General features: G+C 33.3%; 23 protein-coding genes and 1 pseudogene. 9 read left to right on the top strand and 15 right to left on the bottom strand.

Annotated elements, in window-relative coordinates:
• Positions 1-56 precede the first annotated feature (56 nt).
• A complete protein-coding gene (locus tag C8J95_RS19050; protein ID WP_255412855.1) occupies positions 57-422 on the bottom strand; it encodes a hypothetical protein in 366 nt (121 codons plus the stop codon).
• A gap of 740 nt (positions 423-1,162) precedes the next feature.
• Positions 1,163-2,167 (bottom strand): hypothetical protein, encoded by a 1,005-nt coding sequence (locus C8J95_RS17085; RefSeq protein ID WP_255412854.1) that lies wholly within the window; start codon positions 2,165-2,167, stop codon positions 1,163-1,165.
• A 322-nt stretch (positions 2,168-2,489) separates the two neighbouring features.
• Between C8J95_RS17085 and C8J95_RS17080 the strand changes: the two genes are divergently transcribed.
• Positions 2,490-3,548, top strand: coding sequence for an alpha-L-fucosidase (locus C8J95_RS17080; RefSeq protein ID WP_107809924.1), 1,059 nt, complete (start codon positions 2,490-2,492; stop codon positions 3,546-3,548).
• A gap of 308 nt (positions 3,549-3,856) precedes the next feature.
• Positions 3,857-4,207, top strand: coding sequence for a hypothetical protein (locus C8J95_RS17075; RefSeq protein WP_107809923.1), 351 nt, complete (start codon positions 3,857-3,859; stop codon positions 4,205-4,207).
• A 124-nt stretch (positions 4,208-4,331) separates the two neighbouring features.
• Here the strand turns inward: C8J95_RS17075 and C8J95_RS17070 are convergent, their stop codons facing one another.
• The 3 genes from C8J95_RS17070 to C8J95_RS17060 all read right to left on the bottom strand — a co-directional run bounded on the left by C8J95_RS17070 (position 4,332) and on the right by C8J95_RS17060 (position 7,173).
• Entirely contained in the window at positions 4,332-5,363 is a 1,032-nt protein-coding gene (locus C8J95_RS17070) for a tetratricopeptide repeat protein (protein WP_107809922.1), read from the bottom strand.
• A gap of 467 nt (positions 5,364-5,830) precedes the next feature.
• Positions 5,831-6,040, bottom strand: a complete 210-nt coding sequence (locus tag C8J95_RS17065; RefSeq protein ID WP_107809921.1) for a helix-turn-helix domain-containing protein — start codon at positions 6,038-6,040, stop codon at positions 5,831-5,833.
• Between the two features lie 32 nt (positions 6,041-6,072).
• On the bottom strand, positions 6,073-7,173 hold the full coding sequence (locus C8J95_RS17060) for a hypothetical protein (protein ID WP_107809920.1): 1,101 nt from the start codon (positions 7,171-7,173) through the stop codon (positions 6,073-6,075).
• Positions 7,174-7,742: 569 nt separating this feature from the next.
• Here C8J95_RS17060 and C8J95_RS17055 point away from each other — a divergent pair.
• Positions 7,743-8,006, top strand: a complete 264-nt coding sequence (locus C8J95_RS17055; RefSeq protein WP_107809919.1) for a helix-turn-helix domain-containing protein — start codon at positions 7,743-7,745, stop codon at positions 8,004-8,006.
• A 529-nt stretch (positions 8,007-8,535) separates the two neighbouring features.
• Here the strand turns inward: C8J95_RS17055 and C8J95_RS17045 are convergent.
• Positions 8,536-8,844, bottom strand: a complete 309-nt coding sequence (locus C8J95_RS17045; RefSeq protein ID WP_255412870.1) for a helix-turn-helix domain-containing protein — start codon at positions 8,842-8,844, stop codon at positions 8,536-8,538.
• 193 nt (positions 8,845-9,037) lie between these two features.
• On the opposite strand from C8J95_RS17045, the gene C8J95_RS17040 reads away from it, so the two are divergent.
• Positions 9,038-9,778, top strand: a complete 741-nt coding sequence (locus C8J95_RS17040) for an SDR family NAD(P)-dependent oxidoreductase (protein WP_107809916.1) — start codon at positions 9,038-9,040, stop codon at positions 9,776-9,778.
• Between the two features lie 408 nt (positions 9,779-10,186).
• Positions 10,187-10,651: pseudogene (locus C8J95_RS17035) on the top strand (transposase); the annotation flags it as partial.
• A gap of 91 nt (positions 10,652-10,742) precedes the next feature.
• Here the strand turns inward: C8J95_RS17035 and C8J95_RS17030 are convergent.
• The 9 genes from C8J95_RS17030 to C8J95_RS16985 form a co-directional block, all read right to left on the bottom strand.
• Positions 10,743-11,066: a hypothetical protein gene (locus C8J95_RS17030; RefSeq protein ID WP_146165468.1), complete on the bottom strand. Its 324-nt coding sequence runs from the start codon at positions 11,064-11,066 to the stop codon at positions 10,743-10,745.
• Between the two features lie 1,092 nt (positions 11,067-12,158).
• Complete coding sequence (locus C8J95_RS17020; RefSeq protein ID WP_107809914.1) at positions 12,159-13,856, bottom strand: S41 family peptidase; 1,698 nt, start codon at positions 13,854-13,856, stop codon at positions 12,159-12,161.
• Between the two features lie 30 nt (positions 13,857-13,886).
• Positions 13,887-14,606 (bottom strand): outer membrane beta-barrel protein, encoded by a 720-nt coding sequence (locus tag C8J95_RS17015; RefSeq protein ID WP_107809913.1) that lies wholly within the window; start codon positions 14,604-14,606, stop codon positions 13,887-13,889.
• Positions 14,607-15,033: 427 nt separating this feature from the next.
• The gene (locus C8J95_RS17010; protein ID WP_107809912.1) at positions 15,034-15,270 is read right to left on the bottom strand and encodes a hypothetical protein; all 237 of its coding nucleotides are present in this window, start codon (positions 15,268-15,270) and stop codon (positions 15,034-15,036) included.
• A gap of 718 nt (positions 15,271-15,988) precedes the next feature.
• The gene (locus C8J95_RS17005) at positions 15,989-17,326 is read right to left on the bottom strand and encodes an NAD(P)/FAD-dependent oxidoreductase (RefSeq protein ID WP_370446835.1); all 1,338 of its coding nucleotides are present in this window, start codon (positions 17,324-17,326) and stop codon (positions 15,989-15,991) included.
• Between the two features lie 318 nt (positions 17,327-17,644).
• On the bottom strand, positions 17,645-18,832 hold the full coding sequence (locus tag C8J95_RS17000) for a calcium:proton antiporter (RefSeq protein WP_107809911.1): 1,188 nt from the start codon (positions 18,830-18,832) through the stop codon (positions 17,645-17,647).
• 273 nt (positions 18,833-19,105) lie between these two features.
• Positions 19,106-19,522, bottom strand: a complete 417-nt coding sequence (locus tag C8J95_RS16995) for a hypothetical protein (protein ID WP_107809910.1) — start codon at positions 19,520-19,522, stop codon at positions 19,106-19,108.
• Entirely contained in the window at positions 19,519-19,818 is a 300-nt protein-coding gene (locus C8J95_RS16990; RefSeq protein WP_107809909.1) for a hypothetical protein, read from the bottom strand. The genes C8J95_RS16995 and C8J95_RS16990 overlap by 4 nt, the downstream gene beginning before the upstream one ends.
• A 339-nt stretch (positions 19,819-20,157) precedes the next feature.
• Positions 20,158-20,355 (bottom strand): transposase, encoded by a 198-nt coding sequence (locus C8J95_RS16985; RefSeq protein WP_107809908.1) that lies wholly within the window; start codon positions 20,353-20,355, stop codon positions 20,158-20,160.
• Between the two features lie 80 nt (positions 20,356-20,435).
• On the opposite strand from C8J95_RS16985, the gene C8J95_RS16980 reads away from it, so the two are divergent.
• From C8J95_RS16980 to C8J95_RS16965, 4 genes are read left to right on the top strand one after another with little or no spacing between them, the layout of a single operon-like run.
• Positions 20,436-21,290 (top strand): hypothetical protein, encoded by an 855-nt coding sequence (locus C8J95_RS16980; protein WP_107809907.1) that lies wholly within the window; start codon positions 20,436-20,438, stop codon positions 21,288-21,290.
• Between the two features lie 31 nt (positions 21,291-21,321).
• Complete coding sequence (locus C8J95_RS16975) at positions 21,322-21,990, top strand: hypothetical protein (protein ID WP_107809989.1); 669 nt, start codon at positions 21,322-21,324, stop codon at positions 21,988-21,990.
• Positions 21,991-22,018: 28 nt separating this feature from the next.
• Complete coding sequence (locus tag C8J95_RS16970) at positions 22,019-22,297, top strand: hypothetical protein (RefSeq protein WP_107809906.1); 279 nt, start codon at positions 22,019-22,021, stop codon at positions 22,295-22,297.
• 7 nt (positions 22,298-22,304) lie between these two features.
• Positions 22,305-22,739, top strand: a complete 435-nt coding sequence (locus C8J95_RS16965; RefSeq protein ID WP_255412853.1) for a hypothetical protein — start codon at positions 22,305-22,307, stop codon at positions 22,737-22,739.
• Positions 22,740-22,829: the final 90 nt, after the last annotated feature.

Below are 22,829 nucleotides of genomic sequence, written 5' to 3'. Positions count from 1 at the left end.
TTCTTCTCTCAGACACAACAACACGTTGTAATGAGATTTGAAGAGTATTTTATGAATTACAACTGATTTAAAAAACAATCAATATTTACATTGCTTGGTATATTTAGTTTCTTCTTTACTCTGTATTTTCTGCTCTCAACAGATTTTACTGTAGAATCGGTACATACTGCTATATCTTTTGTTCTGAATTCTAGTTTTATCAATGCACACATTTGCAGTTCAGACGAAACAAGATCCGGATTGATTCTAAGAAGTGCAGGTATGAAATCAGGAAAAAATAATTGAAATTTTTCCAGAAAAAGAGGTGATTTTTGTTCAGCCAGATCAATAATTTCTTTAACCTTATTCTGCATAAGATCATCAATAAGAATGACTTTTTTGTTTAGCTCTTTATTAGCAGCAATTAAATCTGAAATCCTCAAATTATTTGAATTAATGCTTCTTATAAGGTACTTTATTTTACGGTCTTTTTCAGCAATAAAAACAATATGAAAAAAAATTATTGTTACTGAAAATATAATGTTTACAATTTTTAATACTTTATAATCTTTGCCTGCTAAAAACTTATTTCTTGGAATAAAATTTAAATCAAAAGACTCAACAACAGCAAAATTTAATAAAATAACTAATAGTAAAACATAAACAATGTTTTTTGTGAGTTTATAATCAAATAAAAAAGGAAGTACAAAGAGTAAAGAAAAATAGAAATACTCATCTCCAACATCTCTGTAATTATAAACATGGAAAAAACTGATATGAAAAGTAAGAGCTATAACGACAATACTCACTAGTGTATTTAACACTTTTGGAGAATATCCTGATTTCTTAATTTTTCCAATTAAAAGGAAATTCAATGAAATAAAAATGAAGGATAAGGATGTTGATATATTGTTTAAAAAAAATACAAGAAATAAGAAGAAAACAAGAAATACACAAAACAGGAAGTACAAATATTTGTTGATCAAACTTACATATAGGCTATGAATACTTTCTTCTTCATCAATAATTCTGTTTTGCATATTTTTTACGGACAATGATTAAAATGGAAATGAAAGTAATAATATAAATATTACATATATATAATTAAATATAAAAGTATATTCTGAAATATTACAGTAATAATTTACTGTCTGAAATTAAATTTTAATAATACTTAAAAACTTTATACAGATGTTATCCAAATAGTGAAATCCTGATCAGCAGGAATTTCAATTTTTTTTCTTAACCTATACTTTTTGCTTTCGACTGATTTAACTGTAGAATTACTATATAAGGCAATTTGTTTATTACTAAAATTAAGTTTTAGCATTGCACATAAATATAAATCTGACACAGTAAGTGTTGTTTTTGATACACTTCTTATGGTATCAAAGAAACTAGGAAAATACAAATCAAAACGTTCGATAAAAATGGAATCATTGGTCTGTGCCAGACTTATCATTTCGCTGATATCGGCTTCTGATAATTTTTCTTTCTTGTGTTGTTCTTCTAAAGTCTCAATCTTAATCTGTAAATCTTTAATATACTGATCTTTAGTAACGTTAAAATCAACCAGCATATAATCTTCTCTCTTTTTTTCACCAACAAAATAATAGGTTATTCTGAATATCAGTAAACTAAATGTAATGTTCATTATCAATAACTTGTTTTGATAGTGATATTTTACAACAAGATCCGACTGTGGTATAAGGTTAAAATTATAGATAGCAGATAAATACAAACTCCCTAATATTATAATGGAAATAATAAAAATTTCAGTTTTATTTCTAGGGTAATTTAAAAAAAAGGGGATAGCCAAAAATAATGGAAAATAAAATAAAAAAACACAACTCTCAACACCACAAAAGGATGAATAATAGGTTATAATAAAGTTGAGTAATATGAAAGTGACGAGGATAACGTACTTGTTCTTTCTGTATTCTTTTATAGCATAAGAAAGTGCAAATAACAAGGATATTGAGAGTAAAAAGAGACTATCAACAGTAAAGGCTATAAAAGTATAAATAGCAATCCCATGTGAAAAAAAAATAAGTGTTAGTAAAGCAAGATATTGATTAATTAAAATGGTAAAATCTTTTTCAATTTCACTGGCATTATGATCAATCCCCCAGAAAGAAATTTTCTCATATATACCTTTTACAGTTTTTGAAAAATAGCCTTTGCTCATTTTCATTTTTTAGTCCTCTTCTATGATAATTAGTTGAAAGTATCCCTCATTAATTTAGACAAACGTATTTATTACACATGAGAATTCAGCAATAGACTTACACTCATTTACACTCACGAGTGATTTAAAGTGCCTATCATGTGAGATGTGCAATCAAAATAAAAACTATAAAATGCCTCTGTAGGATATATGTAGTACCTGAAATTTGGTATAATAATTTTTATTATCAATCCTGTTTATATTTTTTGTTTACCTTTAATCATCGTACACATTTACAGGCAATTACATGTGAAAAATCTATAAAAACTAATAAATACACACCATGAAAAAAACAAATTTTATCCTGATTTTCGCATTATTAATGTGCATCTCTGGATTACTAAAAGCACAGGTTATATACCTGAATGAATCAAAGCAGGATTTCGATAAGAGAATGAAATGGTTTAAAGAAGCCAAATTCGGCATGTTTATCCATTTTGGTTTATACAGCCAGTTAGGCGGTGAGTATAAAGGGAAGCCAGGAGGCGGTTACGCCGAATGGATACAAGCAGACCTGGATATTCCAAGTAATGAATACGCAAAACTCATAAAAACATGGAATCCTAAAGATCTGAATCCCGATAAAATTGTGAAACTGGCTAAAGATGCCGGAATGAAATACCTTGTTATTACAACTAAGCACCATGAGGGGTTTTGCCTGTGGGATTCTGCTTATACAGATTTCGACATTGCATCATCTCCTATGAAAGGACGGGATATTCTGAAAGAGTTTGCCGATGCCTGTAAAAAATACGGAATAAAATTTGGCACTTACTATAGCATTATTGACTGGCACCATGACTCACAATACCGGAATCCTAATACAAAAAACATTGCAGATCACTGGGGGCAAATCAGCATGAAACCTGAAAAAAAAGCGGAATATGTCACCTATATAAAAAACCAGATCAAAGAACTTATAGACAAGTACAATACTGAAGTCATCTGGTTTGATGGAAGCTGGGCAAGTTGGTGGGATATGGAATCCGGAAAAGATTTATATCAATATATAAGATCTCTTAAACCATCTATCATTATTAACAATCGCGTTGCTAAAACGGATCAGTTTAAAAAAGATTTTGGTACACCAGAGCAGGAACATCCGGAGTCTACTCCCGATTATGACTGGGAAGCCTGCTATACAATGAATAATTCATGGGGATATAAGAAATCTGATAATAATTGGAAAAGCCCAGAAAACATCATAAATAAGCTTAATGACATTAATAATAAGGGTGGTAATCTTCTGTTGAATATAGGCCCAGACGGCAATGGTAATGTTCCGTTACCTAGTATAGACACATTACAAGAGGTAGGCAAAAAATTAAAACAGAAACCATAAAACATTATCCGGATAGTATTTTATTATGATTTTCCACTCTCCAAAAGATTAGAAACAGTTATCACACTGATTTTTTAAAACTACTAAATATATTCCGTTACAGGTACATCTTGTAACGGAATTATATTTTTTGATTAGATTCATAAAGTTTCTTTGTAATAAAACTCTCCATACAGTTGTCTTATTTATAAATTAATATCTATGAGGTATCTAACTCTTATTTTATCATCCATCTTTATATTTTAACTCTTTATTTTTAACATATATTTGTATACATGTAAGACAAACAACACATCAAATAATGACATATGGGTTATGATCTTAATTTCTGGATATATAAAAAAGGGATTTACCTCAATAATCAGGAGGTCTATAAAAAAGGTTCCAATGGAGAAATAATTGAAGGCCTGGAAGAATTGCCTATAGAACAAATCCACCAGGAGATTGCTGATGAATTCCGGGAATGGGAAATGGAAGACAGCGATCGCAGTTGGGAAAATCCCAATGGTAAGGGAGCATTAATAATGGAATCTACTTCTCAATTTGTCCGGTTCGATTGTTATGGAATGACGGGAGACGACATGAACAGGATCATTGACGTAATGCTGAAATTTGGCTGCCCCTTATATGATCCACCAACGAGGTATGACCAAAGTTGACGGACTTAGCACAGTAAATTATAGCTGATACCGGGATACTATGGATTTCACCGATAGATATTGCAGTTGTAATTACCTTTTATTGCAACTCTCCCATAAACAGCTTCTCGTTCAGAAGACACCGTTAATGCTCCACAGGATCTTTTGCAGTCAGTCCTTTCGCTTTTTCGAAATCAGCATCAGCCAATGCTACTTTCCCCATTCGTTTATAAACTTCAGCCCTGCCCTGATAAGCTTCCTGATATTCGGGATCAAGTAATATTGCCTTGTTAAAATCATCAACGGCCAATTGATTCATATTCAACTCTGTATATGCTTTTCCCCTTCCTCGATAATGTCGGGCCAGCTCCGGTTTTAAAGAAATGGCTTTGGTAAAATCATCAACGGCCAATTGATACTGTTTATTTTTGTAATAAACGGCCCCGCGGTTGTATACCGCATCCTCCAATCCAGGCTCTAATTCCATCACTTTTCCAAAGTCCTTAATGGCAGCTTCATAATTATCTTTACTGTAATAGGCTGCAGCACGGGCCTGATAAGCCTGGCTATTTTTCGGATCCAGTGAGATCACCTTTGTGAGGTCTTCAATCCCGGCATCGTAATTGTTTCTGATGAGGTTGATCGTACCCCTACCCAGGTAAGCGGATACATTTTTATCCCCAGCCAATTGAATGGCCATATTGAAATCAGCAAATGCCGAATCCGGCTGTTTGCTTAAAAAATAGATATTCCCCCGGAAGCTATAACAGGTATGACAATCCGGATTTCGGGAAATGACTAAAGAAAGATCATTTATTGCTTTTTTGGACTCATTTAAAGCGGCGTACGCAGAAGCCCTGAGATGATAATAAGAATCTACCTGCCTGGGCTTCAATCCGATTCCGGCATTCAGGGCCTGCACTGCATTTTCATAATCTCGGATGGCATAATAAGCGGAGGCAAGACTATAATAAATCGTATCCGCAGGATTCAACTTTAACGCTGCCGAAAACATTTTTATGGCTTCAGTATAATTTCCCTTCTCATATTGTTTCATTCCTGTTGAATAAACTTCCGTAGATTTTTTAGTCAGCGAGGTCCGATTCTGGGCTAAGACAGGCCATATGATCATGGCGCTTAAGAATAATAATATTCCTGTTAACAGTTTCTTTGTCATCACATCAATAATGTTGTTCTACTCATAAATAGTTTCTACGTTAAGATTGTTTTATCCCTATGATCATATTTCGATTTCTCTCAATAGTATATCCCATATTTTAGCTCTTGATTTCTCCTGAAAGGTACCCAAATATCCTATTTGAGTCATCCCAAAATCTTCGGGATTTAAATATATTCTTTTGACCGATGTATTGGGGGTTTTAGATTGTACATTTCGGCATTCATCAAATTATTTGGTCAGGTATTTTATGTTTAGCCTTGCTTTGATAATATTCTTTGTATGGAGCAGTTTGGCTAGAATCGTGTATCTAAAATAACCGCAGGATTCCAAAGACTTAATTTTATACGTCAACCCGCCTGCACAAAACGTGTTACCTACGGTGCATTTGTGAATAAGATCTGTGTCGATAGATAGTAGGTCATCAGCCTAAAATAATACATAGCAAAAAGACATTAAATTAAATCTCATTTTATCTGTTCCGCAATTGCTACATTTTCCATACTCCAAACGGATAACAAATCAATAATTTGTCTAAGCGATTCTCCTTTTGCAGATAAAGAATACTCCACTCTATGTGGAACTACCAGATAGGCAGTACGAATAAATATTCCATCCAACAGGCTGATTTTAGTTCGAAGGCATCTTTCTACCGGGCCTTTGAAAAGTCCACTCATCTAAAAATTTAAAAAGCACCGAAATTCAATTTCTATTTTTTCAAAAAAATGGCCAGGCCCTCAGAACTGCTACTTGCACTATTAGACAGGTGGGTTGCAACACCGTTTTTCCAATAAGTTACGAAGTTGCCATCATTGCCGGCAATATATACCGTGCCTCCGGAAAGGGCAATCGCATTAGCTTGGGAATTTTGAGAACCGTTGGTAAGATCTTTAGCCACACCATTTTTCCAATATTTGCCTATGTTTCCACTACTTCCATTATTTTGGTATCCGCAAACATATACGTTGTTACCTGAAATGGCAATGCCAGTTGCGATATTATAATTTGCTCCGTCAGTAAGTGATACCGCTACGCCATTTTTCCAATATTTAGCAACTGGAGTACTTCCACCATCAATTGTTTTAGCTTCATATCCTGCAACATAAATATCATTGCCATCAACAGCAATGGCATAGGCATGTGCTGATTTGGTACCATCGGTAAGGGGTACAGCTACTCCATTTTTCCAATACTTGGCAACACCCCGGCTTCCGTTAAATTCACCTCCAGCTATATAGACGTCGTTCCCTACTACAACTATTCCACCTGCATTGGTATGATGGCCCAGAGTACCATCAGAAAGATTGGTCGCCACACCATTTTTCCAATACTTCCCAACTTTAGTCCCGTTAGCATCGGTTTGTGCTCCTGTGACGTAAACATCATTACCACTTACAGCAATCCCTCCTGTCAATGTATTATGATCACCAACAGCCAGTTGTTTTCCAATACCATTTTTCCAGTATTGGAGTTTTCTTCCACCAGGAATATCTTCCCATCCCGCTACATAGATATCATTGCCTGAAACAGTAATCCCTGTGGCATATCCCCTATTGCCTGGTGCACTTGCAAGATTAGTAACCGTTCCATTTTTCCAATATTTTGCGGCTCCATTTTCATAACCTGACACATATATTTCAGATACGGGAATATCAGGCATTTCTGTTTCATTGGACTCATCAGATTTATCTCTACTACAACCGACAAGAAATAAAGCCAGTATAGACATGGTGGAAAGGATGAGATAGTGTAATTTCATATTAATGTGTGTGTGTGATTGATTGGCTCTGCTCAGTTTTTCGATCTTCATTTTTTGTGAAAATCTTAATTCATACAGCTTCGAAGGTAATGAGCAATAATTGTACCGAAGAAAATCATTTGAATTATCTATAAGAACCTATATATCATAGTTGTATGAAATAAATTCATACTTTAAAATGAAGTACCAGGTTTCATCAAGTAAGCAACCATCTTAACCAACTAGCTCTTCATGTCCTTAAAGCATACATTCCAATATCAGAAAAAGAGTAAATGCTTTTCTGTATCGGAATTTTAAATTATCGATAACTAAAATTACTGATTTAATTGATGAAAGGTCTACCTAATTAAATATGGCAGAATGTACCATCAGAAATCTGTTGGGCAGGAGAAGGTGTGCAAAAAGCTACATATTAACAGGAATCTAACTTTTTTACAATATTAATCAATTGAAATTCCGCAAAATAAAATCCGAATCCATTCAACATCATTTGAGTAATTCGAGAATAATCTTGCCAAGTTCGCTCTACGGAAATATTAGGCAAAAATAAGCACCGGGAAGAACATTCTCCTGTCCCATTATAATTCGTATAGATTTTTGATCCATACAAAATTTAAGATATGGAAATATTATCAAAACAAGACCTGGAAATATTCAGAATTAGAATACTCGCCGATATCGAACGGTTATTGGAGAGTAATCTTAATCAATCAAAGGGCGAATTGGATTGGCTACGCAGCAAGGCTATCCGGAAAATGATGGATATTTCTCCTGCAACATTGCAGAATTTAAGAATAACAGGCAAAATTCGTCACAAAAAGATCCTGGGCTCTTATTATTACAATAAAACTGATTTACAAAAATTGTTTGAAGATGAAAACTGATATAGCAAAAAAAGGATTGATTTACCTTGACAATGTTTGTCATGATCCTCGTCTTACTGTTTGGCATATCAGCTTACTCCTTGCTATTGCCCGATTAGCATACCGACAAAATGAGGATAAAATTATACGGGTTAGCAGAAGTAAACTCATGACAATGTCACATATAAATACTGCCCCCACCTATCACAAATATTTTAAGGAGCTACAGAATTACAATTACATCAAATATACACCCTCCTATCACCCAGGATATCGTAGTATTGTTGAAATTTTAAACCCTTATTAATAATAAGACTGAACATCCACACGATTTTAGCAGAAAATAACTCTCCTTGGGCCTATTCCCTACCTAGTTTTAAAATACCCATAATCTTTATCTTTCAATTCAAATTTCCGAAAACAAAATTCAACTTTCTAAAAAGCTCAGATTACAGTTTCTAAAACGCTCATCTTGAAGGCTCTTACTATATTTAATTTAAGTCTTCAATGTTTTCAATGCATCTTTAACCATTACATAATAAATAAGCACTTAATCAAGCTCAGGCAATATGCCTCCCCGCATTTCATATACATAAGCTCGACCCCACTGATCAAGAGCAAAGAGAACATTATTCAGTTTCTTTCCAAGTGGAGTAAGGTTATATTCTACACGTGGTGGCACTTTAGGATAAACAGTCCTAGTCAGCAGATTATCTTCTTCCATTTCCTTTAACTGCGCGGTAAGCGTTTTATCCGAAATAGCACCTATTTCAGTTTTTATCTCATGAAATCGCAGCGCGTCATTTGATCGGAGCATCTTGTAAATTTTAAGCTTCCATTTACCACTAAGTACTGCCATTGCTGCTTCCACAGCACAATCGGCGCTGGGATTTGTTTCACATTCTAATGTTGGTTTTCTATTGTATGCCATTTCATTTTTTTAAAAAAATAAGTAGCTGAATATCAGCTATACCTACCTCAGGGTAAGCTTCTTACGGAGACGTAAGTTATTGTTTTTTAATTGATTTCTACATTCCTTTGTAAAAAAAAATATGGATAAAAGTATAATTATAACCGGTGGTTCATCCGGAATAGGTCTCGGAATAGCAAATTATTTCTATGAAAAGGGATGGAAAGTGTTAATCACTGGTCGAAACATTGCCAAGCTCGAACAGGTCGCTTTGAAAATGCCAGGAATAAATATAATGGTATTTGACAGCGCAAAAGAAGATGATCATTTACCCATAGCTGCTTTTGTAAAAGAAAATTGGCAGGGAAAGCTGAACATCCTTGTGAATAACGCAGGAAATATAACCATTGGTCCATTACAGAACATTAGTAGCGAATCCATGCAGGATATGTTTAGATCTCATGTATTGGGACCAACTTTACTGGCGTCAGCATGCCTTGACTTCCTAACTGCAGCAAAAGGTCAAATTTTAAATACCAGCAGTAGCGGCGGAATAAAAGCATACCCCAATAGCAGCGCTTACGGGGCTGCAAAAGCATCCCTAAATATGCTTACAAAGATATGGGCACTTGAGCTCGCTCCGCTTGGAATACGTGTAAATGCGATAGCACCTGGTCCCACAGATACTGACATATTAAAATCAGCTGGTTTTGATGAGGAAACAATTCGCATTGCCAATGAAGGCGAAAGGGCCGCTATTCCTTTGCAACGAAGAGGACGGATTCAGGATATTGTTGCAGCAGCAGTATTCTTTTTGGATTCCGATTCGGATTGGGCAACAGGTGTCCTTCTTCCGATAGACGGAGGTATAAGTATTTCTTAATAACCTAACTCGCTTCCAGGTTTGTTTAATAGCCTTGGAAGCGAGTTCTACAGGTAAAAGATACTATAGCTACATAAATAAGTTTGTCTATTTTGCTACATAATTTTTTAAAATATCCTACAAATTCGTTCATATTTATCTTGAAGGATAGGCCGCTTTTACTTTGCTAACCTGATAATTTTTCTGGTAATTAAGGGATCCCCAGCCTACTGAATGGCACTCCCAGTAAGTCCCCCTAAATCAATTCCTGCAAAATACATTCTTTCCAGCATCTCCATTACCCACTTTTTTTGCATCTTCATTATCTCCTGATAGAAAAATCACACGGTTCCTTACGCCATATAGCATGTTTCGAACGAATAAATACTACACACTAAGTACGTATTCGGTAACTAGAAATTGAGAACTTTCTGCAAATTCAGAAAACTCGGACATAAAAGCCTTTATTGTTGTATCATGTTCGACAGTTTTCAGAGTGTATACTTGAGCCCTGCTTCTGTTCATGATATTCATTATTTGAAAGCTATTAGAGAACAATTATCAGATTGTACATTACTTGGTGACAAGGGATATTTGTCGTCTGAAATGCAAATTGATTTGTTTAATTACGCACACATTGAATTGGAAACTCCAAAAAGAGTTAATCAAAAGGATTATAAACCGCAGTTTTATCTTTTCAAAAATAGGCGCAAAAGAACTGAAACACTCTTCTCCCAGCTTTGCGACCAGTTTATGATTAGACGTAATTACGCAAAGAGTTTTGAAGGATTTAAAACCAGATTATTAGCTAAAATAACAGCCCTGACCGTTGTCCAATTCATTAATAAACTAAACAATAGAAATATCAATAACTTAAAAGTCAGTATTATTTAAAATGCACAACAGGTTATATTATTATTTATTGTTCATGCGAAGTTTCCATTTACAAAAAAGAATACTTTATGTTTTTCTTTATATAGATATTCTATTTATCTATATATTTAATGGCTTGGGCCTGTCGAAAAGTATCTGAATGTCTTCCTGATTTCATATTAATTAATCCTAAGATTACTACAGCATCAGCACCTATTTTTTTTGCTTTATTAAGTATTGCTTCTTTTGTAGTATCAGTATCTATTCTTTCCAATGTAGAAATATGACCAATTGTTTTGTATGGCTTTTTAATGTCTTTTTCTGAATAGAATACATCAACTTGAGCTGTAACTGCATATTGATCTCCCATATAAGTAGAACCACACGAGTTGAGGAATATCAATAAAAACAGAAAATAAAATGTTATTTTTCTCATGACAAGCGTGTTTTATTTTTTATATGCAATTTAGGAAAAGAATCAATATGCAAATCTTATTTTTTAGTATTCTTAGAACAATAATTTATATTAATTCCTAAAGAATAGATACCAAAACCTACCACAAATATATGAACACTAGATAATAGTATACAAAATAAAATTTTTTATTTTTTAATTCATAATGCACAACGGGTTAAGTTATACTAATAAATGTAAAAACGAATGAGAGAATGATGAAGTTTAAGCTAAAGACTAAAAGTTAATATACTCCGTTGAATGAGTTTTACACTTATATCCCAGAATTATTTTGCAACTAACCAGTATATTATATATTAATGAAAATAAATAATGAACTGCATGGTTGGTTTTGTATTTTATAGACTGTTGTAGCATTATTTTGAGGTTGTATTAATTTTTGCTTCCAGTTGGTATTTAATCGATTGCTTTACATAATTGGAACTTTCTATATTACTTCTTTGCTTTACCGGAATGACTCTCATTTTAGGAATAGATAAATTTATGAGCGAATGTAGATCTTTAACAAATTTTATAGGAAATTCTTTTGCAATTCTTGTCGTTGCAAATTGGGAAAATCAATTGGATAAAGAACAATTACAATATTGTTTGAATCATTAAATTGCTACCTACAAATTTATACTTCCCATAAACAATTATCAGATTTAATTCCTTTTTTTGAAAAAAGACAATGATAATATGATTAATAGTTTTTATGAAAGGTTGGGGACAAAAAGGTTAACAATGTATCCTGTTGAAAACCATAAAATAAAACTCTGGAGTATGACATAGCTGGAATTTGACTGGCAGAGAAATCAAGATATACAGCTCCTATTCAGTAGCGAGTAAAGTAAGGCGAGAGCTTTTACATTAGCAAAACCGCGATAGAAATTGACTTTACCAAACTTATTTTCTCAAAAGGGTATTGTCTAAAATAAAAAGACGGGTAATAAAATAATTACCCGTCCAATCCAAATTGGTCTTTTCATAATAAAAAAAGACAATTATTTATAGAAAGTAAGTTAGTAGTTAATAAGAGTAGCTTTCTATTTAGTAGATATCATTTTTGTATCATTATTTAGACGATAAGTATTTTACAGCTTCAACCATAACCCTATCAGTAAAAGTTGATGGTGAACTTCTCAACGCTTCGACTTCTGCATCTGTAGGCGGTGTTACATAGATATCCGGTTTTACACCTATTCCTTCAATAACATTTCCATTTATATCTTTTGTTGCCATTAATGGCATATAAAAGCTCATTACATCCGGGATAAAATCCCTACTTCCACTATTAAAATCATCAGAGTTACCTAAGCCCGCAGTTCCTCCGTAGCTGAAGTCTCCGATAGAAATTACCTGAGGTCCTTGGCTTTTCAGCATCATGGTTGACATTTCAGACATACTGACACTTCCTTTATCCGTTAAGATTACAATTGGTATATTAGCAGGAAGAGCAAATTGATGCGGTTTCGCTTGCATTGGTACCCATGGCGTATAATTAAACCGACCATTGCCCTGTTTGGTTCTCTGATATCCCCATACTGTATTTTTAGTCACAAAACGCTCTACAAAAAAACGGAAGTCAATAACGGCGCCACCTCCATTTCCTCTGAGATCAATAATAAGTTTTTTAATATTTCCTTTATGTAAAGGATTTAAAAACTTTTGATAAAAAGGGCCATTTACAAGAATCTTTTCCACATCAACCCGAAACTTATACATACTAGCGTAGGCCCCCGCGTTCATACGTGTAAAAAACCAAACTAGAAGAGGGCGTCGACTAGGGTCTGCTAACGCTACTTTAAGCACATTAAGAAAAGAGGCAGGATCAATATCCACCAATTTTTCAACGTTCGGATAGATTTTGTTTGTAACATTTAAAAATGTATCCGAGACAACTTCAGTTGTTTTAAATATACTAACCTGATCATTAAAATTATTTATTTCTGGTGCAACAGAAATTAAGCTCGCTTGATATTGTTTCAAAATACCTACCACCTCAGCTCTTCCTTTTTCTCTTTCGCTAAGATCTTTAATCATATTTAGTTCTTTTGAAGCATCTATCTCTGCAATTGTTAATAAACTTTTATCATCAGGGGTAGGAATAGCGTATTTGTCCTGTAAATTAATTTGGGAAGCAACTACAGCAAATGCATTAAAGGAAATATAATGAATATCCGGATTTGATTTTAAAGCTCCCCCCATTAAAATGAATGCTCCCAACCCAGGGACATTTGTGTTAGTGTCATATCCATTTTGTAATTTGTCCAGCATATATACTCGCTTATCATAAAAATCATATATATTATTTTTCTTAGTTTTCATTCCTCCATTAAAGCTCACCTGAGTATTAGCACTTCCTTTAGATGATGGTAGAAATACGGAAAACGTAAAATGCCTGTCAATAATAGGATCTATAATATCTGTAAAATATTGGATTGCTTTTTTTCTATCCTCCTGGATATCCTGGTCGTTAAATTGAGTGTCCTTGTTATATGTTTTTAATGCCAAAAACTTTGGATAATACTCTTTATATACTGCATTCCAATCCAGTCCATCTTGCCTTTTCTGCTCATAAAAATAGTTATAGTTCCGATCCATTACTGTCCAGAAAACTTTAAAAAGATCACCATATGATTTCACATCACTTTGGGTATAACGAGATGGTTCTGTTATGGAAACTTCATCTTCCTTTACACAGGAATTCAATATTCCTATAGTCAGAAAAAGTCCTAAGATTAAAACTAGATATTGATTTAAATTTTTCATTTCAAAATATTTTTTTGTGTTAAACAGATATTAATCAAATTTATAAGAGGCACCTAGAGAAATCATATAAGACCGGCTATACTCCTTACTGCTTTTCTCCTGTTCAGTTTTGTTAATATCAGATAAACCATATTGATAATTAAAAGCACTGTATACATCAAACTTTTTAAAGGAATATCCCAGTTGAGCCTGCCCTTGGAGTCCATAACCAAAACGCTTATACTGGTTTTCATTCTTTTTGAAATCATAGGTACCTGATACTTTGGTATAAGGAAAATTGTTATCCCATTGTAATTCCGTAAAAACCGGATATTGTCCATCGTACTTTTGGCTCAACCAGTATTCTGTGAACATCCCTCCTGCAAGCTTGATCCATACGCCTGTATTTTCATGGGGATTGTTTAGCACATAAGTACCGATCATTAAAGGGAACGCCAGAAAATTATTCGTGTAGTTAGTATATCCTTCAGAACGGCTTCCTGTTCTGTTATAACTATAATTCTTCTGAAGAAATGATACGCCTGTAGAAACAAAAAGCGAGTTCCAGATCATATATTCTCCAGAGAGATTAGCTCCAAAACCATAGCGACCTTTGTACTGAGAATCTATTCGATTAGAAAGATTGGCATGCATCACTGTATGGGTATAGCCTGCATCTAAACCAATCTTGAATCTGTTCTGGGCAAATGAATCTGTTCCTAGGAGAACCAGGCAAAGGTACAGAAATACCCTGCAATTTTTTTTTTCCATGTTTTAAGTAATTTAGTTAGTTTATAATTCATGCATCTCAACGTTGATTTGCTGACAATAATAAGTTTATGTTAAAAAACAGCAACGAGAAAAAAAAGCATGTCCTACACCGATCCTACCGGAGGAAAAAGCCGGGACTTTTATGTTTAACGACAAAATAGATACGTAAGGTTAGCCCACGGAATGGGGATATAAAACACGTTAAGGATAATATCTATTAAAATATATTATTGCAATAGATTTATGGAATTGATTGATATTTGGAAATGATAAAAAGGAGTTATTTTTCAATTTGGTTAGGTCCAGGAATCTTAAACAAATTTTGTTTATCCATGCTAAATTTATTCTGACTAAAAAGTGATTGTCGTAAACTTTCTAAAGAAGGTTGTTCCATATCTTTTGTAAACTCGAAATGATCGAGTAAAAACTATGCTGTACCTTGAACATTAATTTTTCCGGTTTTTCGAATTGGATCTATATATCCTTTTTCAATAAGTTCAGTAAAAATGAAACCTAGCGCTTGCAAAGAGCCATTAACCTTAATTTTGGCAACATGACTATTTTTAACATCTTCTTTACTTTGTTTTTCAGGAATTTCTTTTTCAAACGGTACTCCAGAAATATTCCTGTTTAATAAGAAAGTTTTAATGGTAAATTCTTCCAAGTCTAATTCAGTAAGCCTTTTATCGATGAGATCTGCAATTTTTGGTATGGAAAATTCGAAATTCCGATAAAGAGTAGGATTTACTTTTTTTTCTGAGATGGAATATAAGCTTTAAGGAAAGGAAGGGCAAGCTGGTGCAAATCTTCATTTAACCAATAAGCAAAATTCTCGTGAGAAGAGATGATTGTAGAATCGCAATATATTCTAGAGTAGTCTCATTCTTAGCAAAAGTGTAATTGATCCTTTCTAAATGTTCACAAGTTTTATCAAGTATATATTGAGCATATTCCATCATACTTAATGCTAACCTTCTAAAATATTACCTTCTTTATCTCTAAAAGTAGGTGGACCTTCAAAATTGCCTACATAGCGGAGTTCACCATTTATGAAATAAGGAAAATACAATCTCGGATTTCAATAATAGTATCCATTTCAAGCTGTTGTTATATACTATTAAAACGCAGGTAATGTTTATACTGACCAACGAGATCTTTTAAATAATTAACCTCTGTTGTATCGGGATACGGAGATAACCATATACCTAAGTCATTGGTACCTCGCTCTCTGGATAACTTATATAGGCTTAAAAGTATCAACCAATAGAGATGTGAAAATAAACGAATAAATACCTCATAATAAATGAAGCTTTACTTAGTATTAAAAAAAGTCTAGAGAAATGGCTATCTGAATACGGACCAATATAAAATTATCCAAAATATCAACTCTTAAAATTGAGATTCTTTGGCCTAATAATCATTCTTAGAGCCTGATCTTTTGTAAAATAAGCAACTACCCAGTTATATAGTGTGGTAATTCTATTTCTATAATGAACAAGTGACATCAGGTGAATAAATAACCAAATCAACCAGGCAATAGTTCCTTTAAAATGAACTCCTCCAGGAAGATCAACTACAGCTTTGTTATGGCTAATAATTGCCATTGAACCTTTGTCTTTATATATAAATGGAGAAAGAGGCTTTTTTTCTAATAGATTATCTAAATTTCTAGCAAGCGTTTTTCCTTGCTGTAATGCTACTTGCGCAACTTGTGGATGTCCCAAGGGGAAATTAGAATCCGCCATCTGTATACATGTATCCCCTATAGCATAGATATCAGCAAGTACCTCAATTTTATTATAGGTATCTACTAATAATCTTTTACCTTTTCCATAACAGTTCTCAGGCAATCCCACAAAGATTTGTGAAGTAATACCTGCTGCCCATATTAGATTTTCAGTTTCAATGACTTCGCCATTACTTAATACGACTTTATCATTTTCATAATTAAGAACTTGAGCATTAAGAATAATCTTTACTCCCATTTTTTCTAAAGCCTTAAAGGTATTCTCCTGTGATTTTTTACTCATAGGCGATAATAATTGAGCCGCTCCATCCACCAAATAGATAGAACTTTGTAGTTTCACTGCATTAAATTCAGGATAGTCCTTCCGAAATATGGTTTGCATCTCAGCCAGCATACCTGAAATTTCAACACCAGTAGGTCCCCCACCAGCTACAACAATATTTAGTTTTTTTCTTAAAATTTCATGATTATCAACAAACATTGTTGCATGTTCAAGTTGTTTCAATAGATGATTCCGCATTTCCAAAGAATCATTAACCGTTTTCATTGGTATAGCTTTTTTACGAACATTTTCTATTCCGAAATAATTAGTTTCCGTTCCTGTTGCCAATATAAGATAATCATAATCTAGTTCTCCTGTCGTCAATATGATTTGCTTTCTTTCAGGAATTATTCTTACAATTTCACCCAGCTTAAAGTTTACATTGTTTTTTTTTCTCAGCATTTTTCTAAATGGATAACTTATACTGGAAGGCTCTAAAAAGCTTGTAGCAACCTGATATAAAAGGGGTGGAAAAAAAGTATAATTATTCCTGTCTACAAGTGTAATATGATAATCCTTACTTTTACTATTTTTTATGAAGTTAAGCCCGGCAAACCCTCCTCCAATAATTACAATTTTTTTATTCATTAGTATTTTATGTTTTTTAATATCAATTTCATTATTAATTCTGACATTATCAGGTCTATTCATTAAATGAATTATGATTTCAACATCCGGTTTCAATGAAATTATCTGATTAACCAGTATTTAATATTTCTACATAACTTTTTGTATGCAGATATGATCTGAACAAGAATCATAAGAAGACATAGAATAGTTCATCTGTCTATTTTAACATTATTTTTGAGTTTTTAAATGGTGCTTGTTCACGTATTCTGTTTTGTACACAGGGAGAATCATCTGTAGTATGGTAAAGAATTATGAAAACAGTATCTAAAGGCTTTCACATAAGAACCAAGTGACCACACTATGTATCCAACATTTTTATGTTTAAAGCTTTTAATTACTTTAAGGATTAAAAATCAACATGATGAATACAGCAAACAGCACGAGGTGCATAACTCCCACCATTGGCGTGGTACGCTTTCCCAGGAATGTCATTACACTTAAAAGCAGTGTGATGATAAAAAGAATAGTTTCTGTGGGAGACATGCCAAACAATACCGTTTTTCCCATTATCAGCCCAATGATCAAGATAGATGGAATGGTAAGACCTACTGTGGAGACAAAAGCACCATGGCAAAGATTTATGGCCCGTTGAAATTCATTATTTAATGCTGCTTTTACAGCAGTTATTGATTCTGGTGTAAATACAATAAATGCAATCAGTACCCCCCCCAGTAATGGTGGTAAATTGGCTGCTTTGATACCAAAATCCACAACCACCGCCATATTATGAGAAAGCAATACAATAGGTAAGATCATTAGTATCAAAATAAGAGAACGAATCCATAGCTCTTTTTTATTACCTTCATTATTCACATGATGACCATCTCCTCCTTCATTTACAGATAATCTTTCTTCAAAAGGAATTTCCATACTACCTGACCTGGGTTGCATATAAAGATGTTTGTAGCCTTTCATTTGTAGAACCAGAAATATGCCATATAAAATAATAATTAATGATGAAAGGACAATAGCTTGTGTACCACTAAACATTCCACCACCTTCGCCTTCAATGAAATTAGGCAATATCATTCCGAGGCCACCAAGCATAATTATCATTCCCAAATAAGAGATTGTTCCTTGAGCATTGTATTCCTGTTCTCCAAATTTCAGCCCACCAAATAAAATACATAATCCAATAACAAGATTCATAATTATCATCATCACTGAAAAAATAGAATCCTTACCAATGGTTGGATTTTCTCCGGGGCCAAGTATCACTGCAGAAATCAAAATCACCTCAATTGAAACGATGGACAATGTTAGAATAAGTGTCCCATAAGGTTCTCCCAATTTTTCAGCAAGTTTATCCGCTTCTTTTACAACACCAAATGCAGCTCCAACGATAGTAAATAATAGGATAAAGAAAGCAAGTGCAGCAATGGTTGATGACATGGCATCATTTAGAAATGAATGTCCAAAAACAATAAATCCAATTGTAATTAACCACGCAGCTGCTAAGCGGATCCTAACGCTTACAGGGATTATTTTTGCTAAGGATAAAGATTTGTTTGTAATCTGATTTGACATATTTGGTACTTTAAAACGGTGCAAAATTATCAAGAATAAACAAGATAAAATTTATCATTTGTTAAATAGTAATCATTACAGTATTCCCTTTGTTTACATTAGAAAAAGTTATAAATCTTTCTAAGAAGATTGAAATCAAAGATTAGATAATGCTGGCAAAAGAGCCTTGAGTTACAAACGATACAATACGCAAGTAATTAAGTACATTTTGGATTGTTATTCTCTTATTAAGCAGACCATCGAATAGGTCACTTTTTCATCTAGTTATTCAAACTACATATTAGGCTTATCTGGTGTAATCCCTAGTTTTTGTAAATTTTGTCTAATTCCGGATCTTAATTTTACCATCTCCGGATTTTTATAGAAAAGAAGTATTTTTTTACTCTTCCCATCTACAGCTTCAGGCTTATAATTTAATAGCACAACATGAGTAAAGGTTTCAGCTCCATCTTCATCAATTGATGAACAGGCATAAACACTTACAAACTCTCCTGGTAAGGCATTAAAAATTTTACTTGGATTCATAGACGTTGCTAATTCTAATGGAATCTTCTTCCAAGAAATATTCACCATTTGCTTAATAAATGAGCTTTCTTTATAACCACTTACATAATTATCACTTTCAGGAAGATAGCTTAAATACAACTGTGTTTTATTTTTTGTTATATAATGCCCAAATTCATGAATCATAGAATAGGTGGTATAATCATAACTAATGTATTGACTTTATTACTCTTAACTGGTTTTGGATTATAAGAAAGCCCTAAAGAAAATTGACTTAATGAATTTTCTTTGCGGTCACCCATATAGGCATACACATCGGATCCTTGTTCCGGATAAAAAATTGTGAGACGTGTTATTTCTTTTCGATATTCTGTAGGAATAAGGTCTGTAAATAACTTAAATCTTTTCTTATGGTCATCAATGGCTTTTTGTTCTTTCTCCCAAATTTCTTTTTTTATATAGGCTGAGGTATCATCTGGCATTGGAAAAGTCTTATCCAGATAAATATTATTCTTGTATATATTATAGGCTACAATAGAACCTCTAACTTATTTGTCATCATTGTTATCTTGAAAAATAATTTTTTCTTGACCAATCTTGCTAGCACAAGAATTAAAAATTGATACAACAGTTATTATTAAAAATACTAACAATTTAGGTAAATTACTTAGTTTCATCATAGGAATGTATTTTTTATGAATAATAACAATTTCCAAACCAAATTAACAGCATTTTTCATAATTTGTAAATATGTAGTAGCAATGTATAGCATGCTATATGTATAGAATTTATAGAAATTGGTTCTTCCTCACTTTTGGTGGTTAATTAGTATTTAGTATCATCCGTTTCCTCAACAATTCAAAATTTGCTTTACCATACATTTGTCTTTTTATTATTTTAAGCTTATTAACAAATCCTTCCACTGGGCCATTACTCCAAGGTAGGCTGATTGTATTTTCTATGGAATCATATTCTGCACTGGCTTTTAGCAAAATGATAAATTTCTTTAACTCCTGAATTTACAGCTCTATCAATCCAATCTTTTAAATCACCCCCTCAAATAAAATAATTATATTTATCCGTAAATAAAAATAAACAAATGAAAACAGGATTATTCACTCTATGTATACTGACTGCTAATGTTGCTTTTGCCCAGCAGAAGCTGGAAAACATCAAAATAGATCTTCCAACCTCCGGAGATACCGGAAATGTATTTATAAATACAGTGACTTTAAAAGATTCTGATAAGAGGACAATAGCTTTAACGGATGGACATTACAGTATTGATAACAGCAAACAAAAGGCTAATATTAGCATCAAAAAAGGTCTGATCAATGGTACTGTAACAGAAACTGAAGAACAGGTAAAATTTAATTTTACAATTGAAAATTCACATATTACTGCTTACAATATGTATAATGACACCAACTTAGCACTCGATGCCCGCAGAGATAAAGAAAAAGCATATTTCAAAGGCTACCATCCTAATAAAGCTCTGAAATATGAAGGCTGGGTATCTTTGGATAAAAACAAATATTTCGGCCGTGGTATTTCAAAACAATATTCTGAAAATGGCACATTGACCGGAATTGAAAATGATATCACTGTAAGTTATACCTCTTTTTATCCCAATGGAAATAAAAAAGAAGTTACCGGAGTAAACCTCTTCGAAAGTTATAATGAAGACGGAACCCCTGAAAACAAACAGTATACAAAGAATAATATCCGTTATGACGACCGTTACTACAAAGGGAAGCTTAGTACCAGTTCTTATAAAAACAAAGAAGGAAATGAGGTAAAAGACTATTATGAAAATGGACAAGTTCAGAAAAAAGAAGTCGTAACTAGTGTTAACGGGGAGTTATGGCTATCTACCTATGACAAATCCGGGAAACAAATAAGTAAAAAACCTTTGTCCGAAACCGGTGCAGAGAAAGCCAACTCTGCTGAATAAAAAATCCAATATTATACTACAACAAGTCTTTATGAAAAAAACGCTAAAAATTATTGTTTCTGTAATTATTCTGTCCGGAATATTCTTAGTGGCAGCCAACTTTATAAAAGTTTCCCCCAACGAAAGCTTACTGTATAAAATCCAGCAGTATGTAACCTATTCTAAAGCCGACTGGGAGAATTACGAAATAAATCAAAAATTATTAGCCGAAAAACCTGTTCCTGCCAATTATGTAACCGAAGTGGTACAGGCACAACAGGAGGATGATATCTATCCTGTAGATACTAATTTTGCAACACCTGCTGTAAAAGCTCAAGAAATAGAAAAGATAAAAAAAGCTAAATTCGAAAATCTAATTGTCGCAAAAAACAAGCCTGATGACGAGGATTCCCAATCCGCGTTAATTAGGTTTACAAGAGACCAGTTAACAGATGTTATTATCAACCAGAAGCTCAATATAAAAGTGGGCAAATGTTATGTAAATTCTAATACTGAAGGAAATTTCAATTGTGTAAGCTGCATGATACTTCTTTATAACCGTGATAAAAAAGACTGGCAGGAAGCTCCTGATGGTAAAAATTTTCTTAAAAATTCTTACGATTTTTACCAGACTTCGGAAGGTTCCAGATGGGAAGCAAAAGATCTTTCTATGCAGATTCCTTTCGACTATGCATTGCGCAAAAAATATAGTGCCCAGTAAGATATACTATACCTGAATAGTACAACCCTTGAAAATTCTTAGAATTCTTAGAAATATACTTTTTATAATAGGAGTAATATTGCTGGCTTTTGACTTTTTACTGGTTTTGCCGGAATATTATGCATGCAAAAATGCTTATGAGGGAGAAGAAGCTACCACAATATGGGGTTATACAATAGACTGCATAGGTGATACAGCAGAATTTACACTGGTATTCTTTCAATTCATTGGCTGCTGGCTGATCGGGATATTTATCGCTGCTATGATATTGCATATTATATACAAAAAGCACAAAAATAAAGCCTGATTACCTCATGAAAAAGAAACTGTTAATCATTTATTTTATTCTTTCTCTACTTCTGGTAACGGACATTATGGTCTATGCTCTTTATAAAATAAGCTTGCGGGGTTATTATGCAGATATTATTCTTTTCTGGTTATGGTTTCTGGGAAGTATTACAGTTATTATAGTCTTTTGGAAAAATATACTGGCCAAATTATTTTTAGGAGCTATAGTACTTGCACTTATCCTGAGTATGGCTCCAATGGGGTTATTTTTCTATGCGTTTATCCTTTCCTCTACCCCGTTTGGGTTAAGGATGGAAAAAGACCTTAACAAATATTACAGGGCACAGATTGTTTCCTACAGTGTAATGACACCGCCATGGTTACAGATTATAGAAAAAAAAGGATTGATCGAGAAGCAAATCATCCAGTGCACTGATTCCGAATTACGGGATAAATTGTAAGTGTCCCTAAAAACCAGACAGTTTAAAAATAGAGAAATTTATTAATTTTAAACTGTAAAAGATGAAAAAGACAAGATTCACAGAGACACA

The organism is Elizabethkingia sp. YR214 (assembly GCF_003058195.1).
In the GTDB taxonomy this organism is placed as follows: Bacteria; Bacteroidota; Bacteroidia; order Flavobacteriales; family Weeksellaceae; genus Elizabethkingia.
This window is presented reverse-complemented; position numbering and strand designations above follow the sequence as displayed.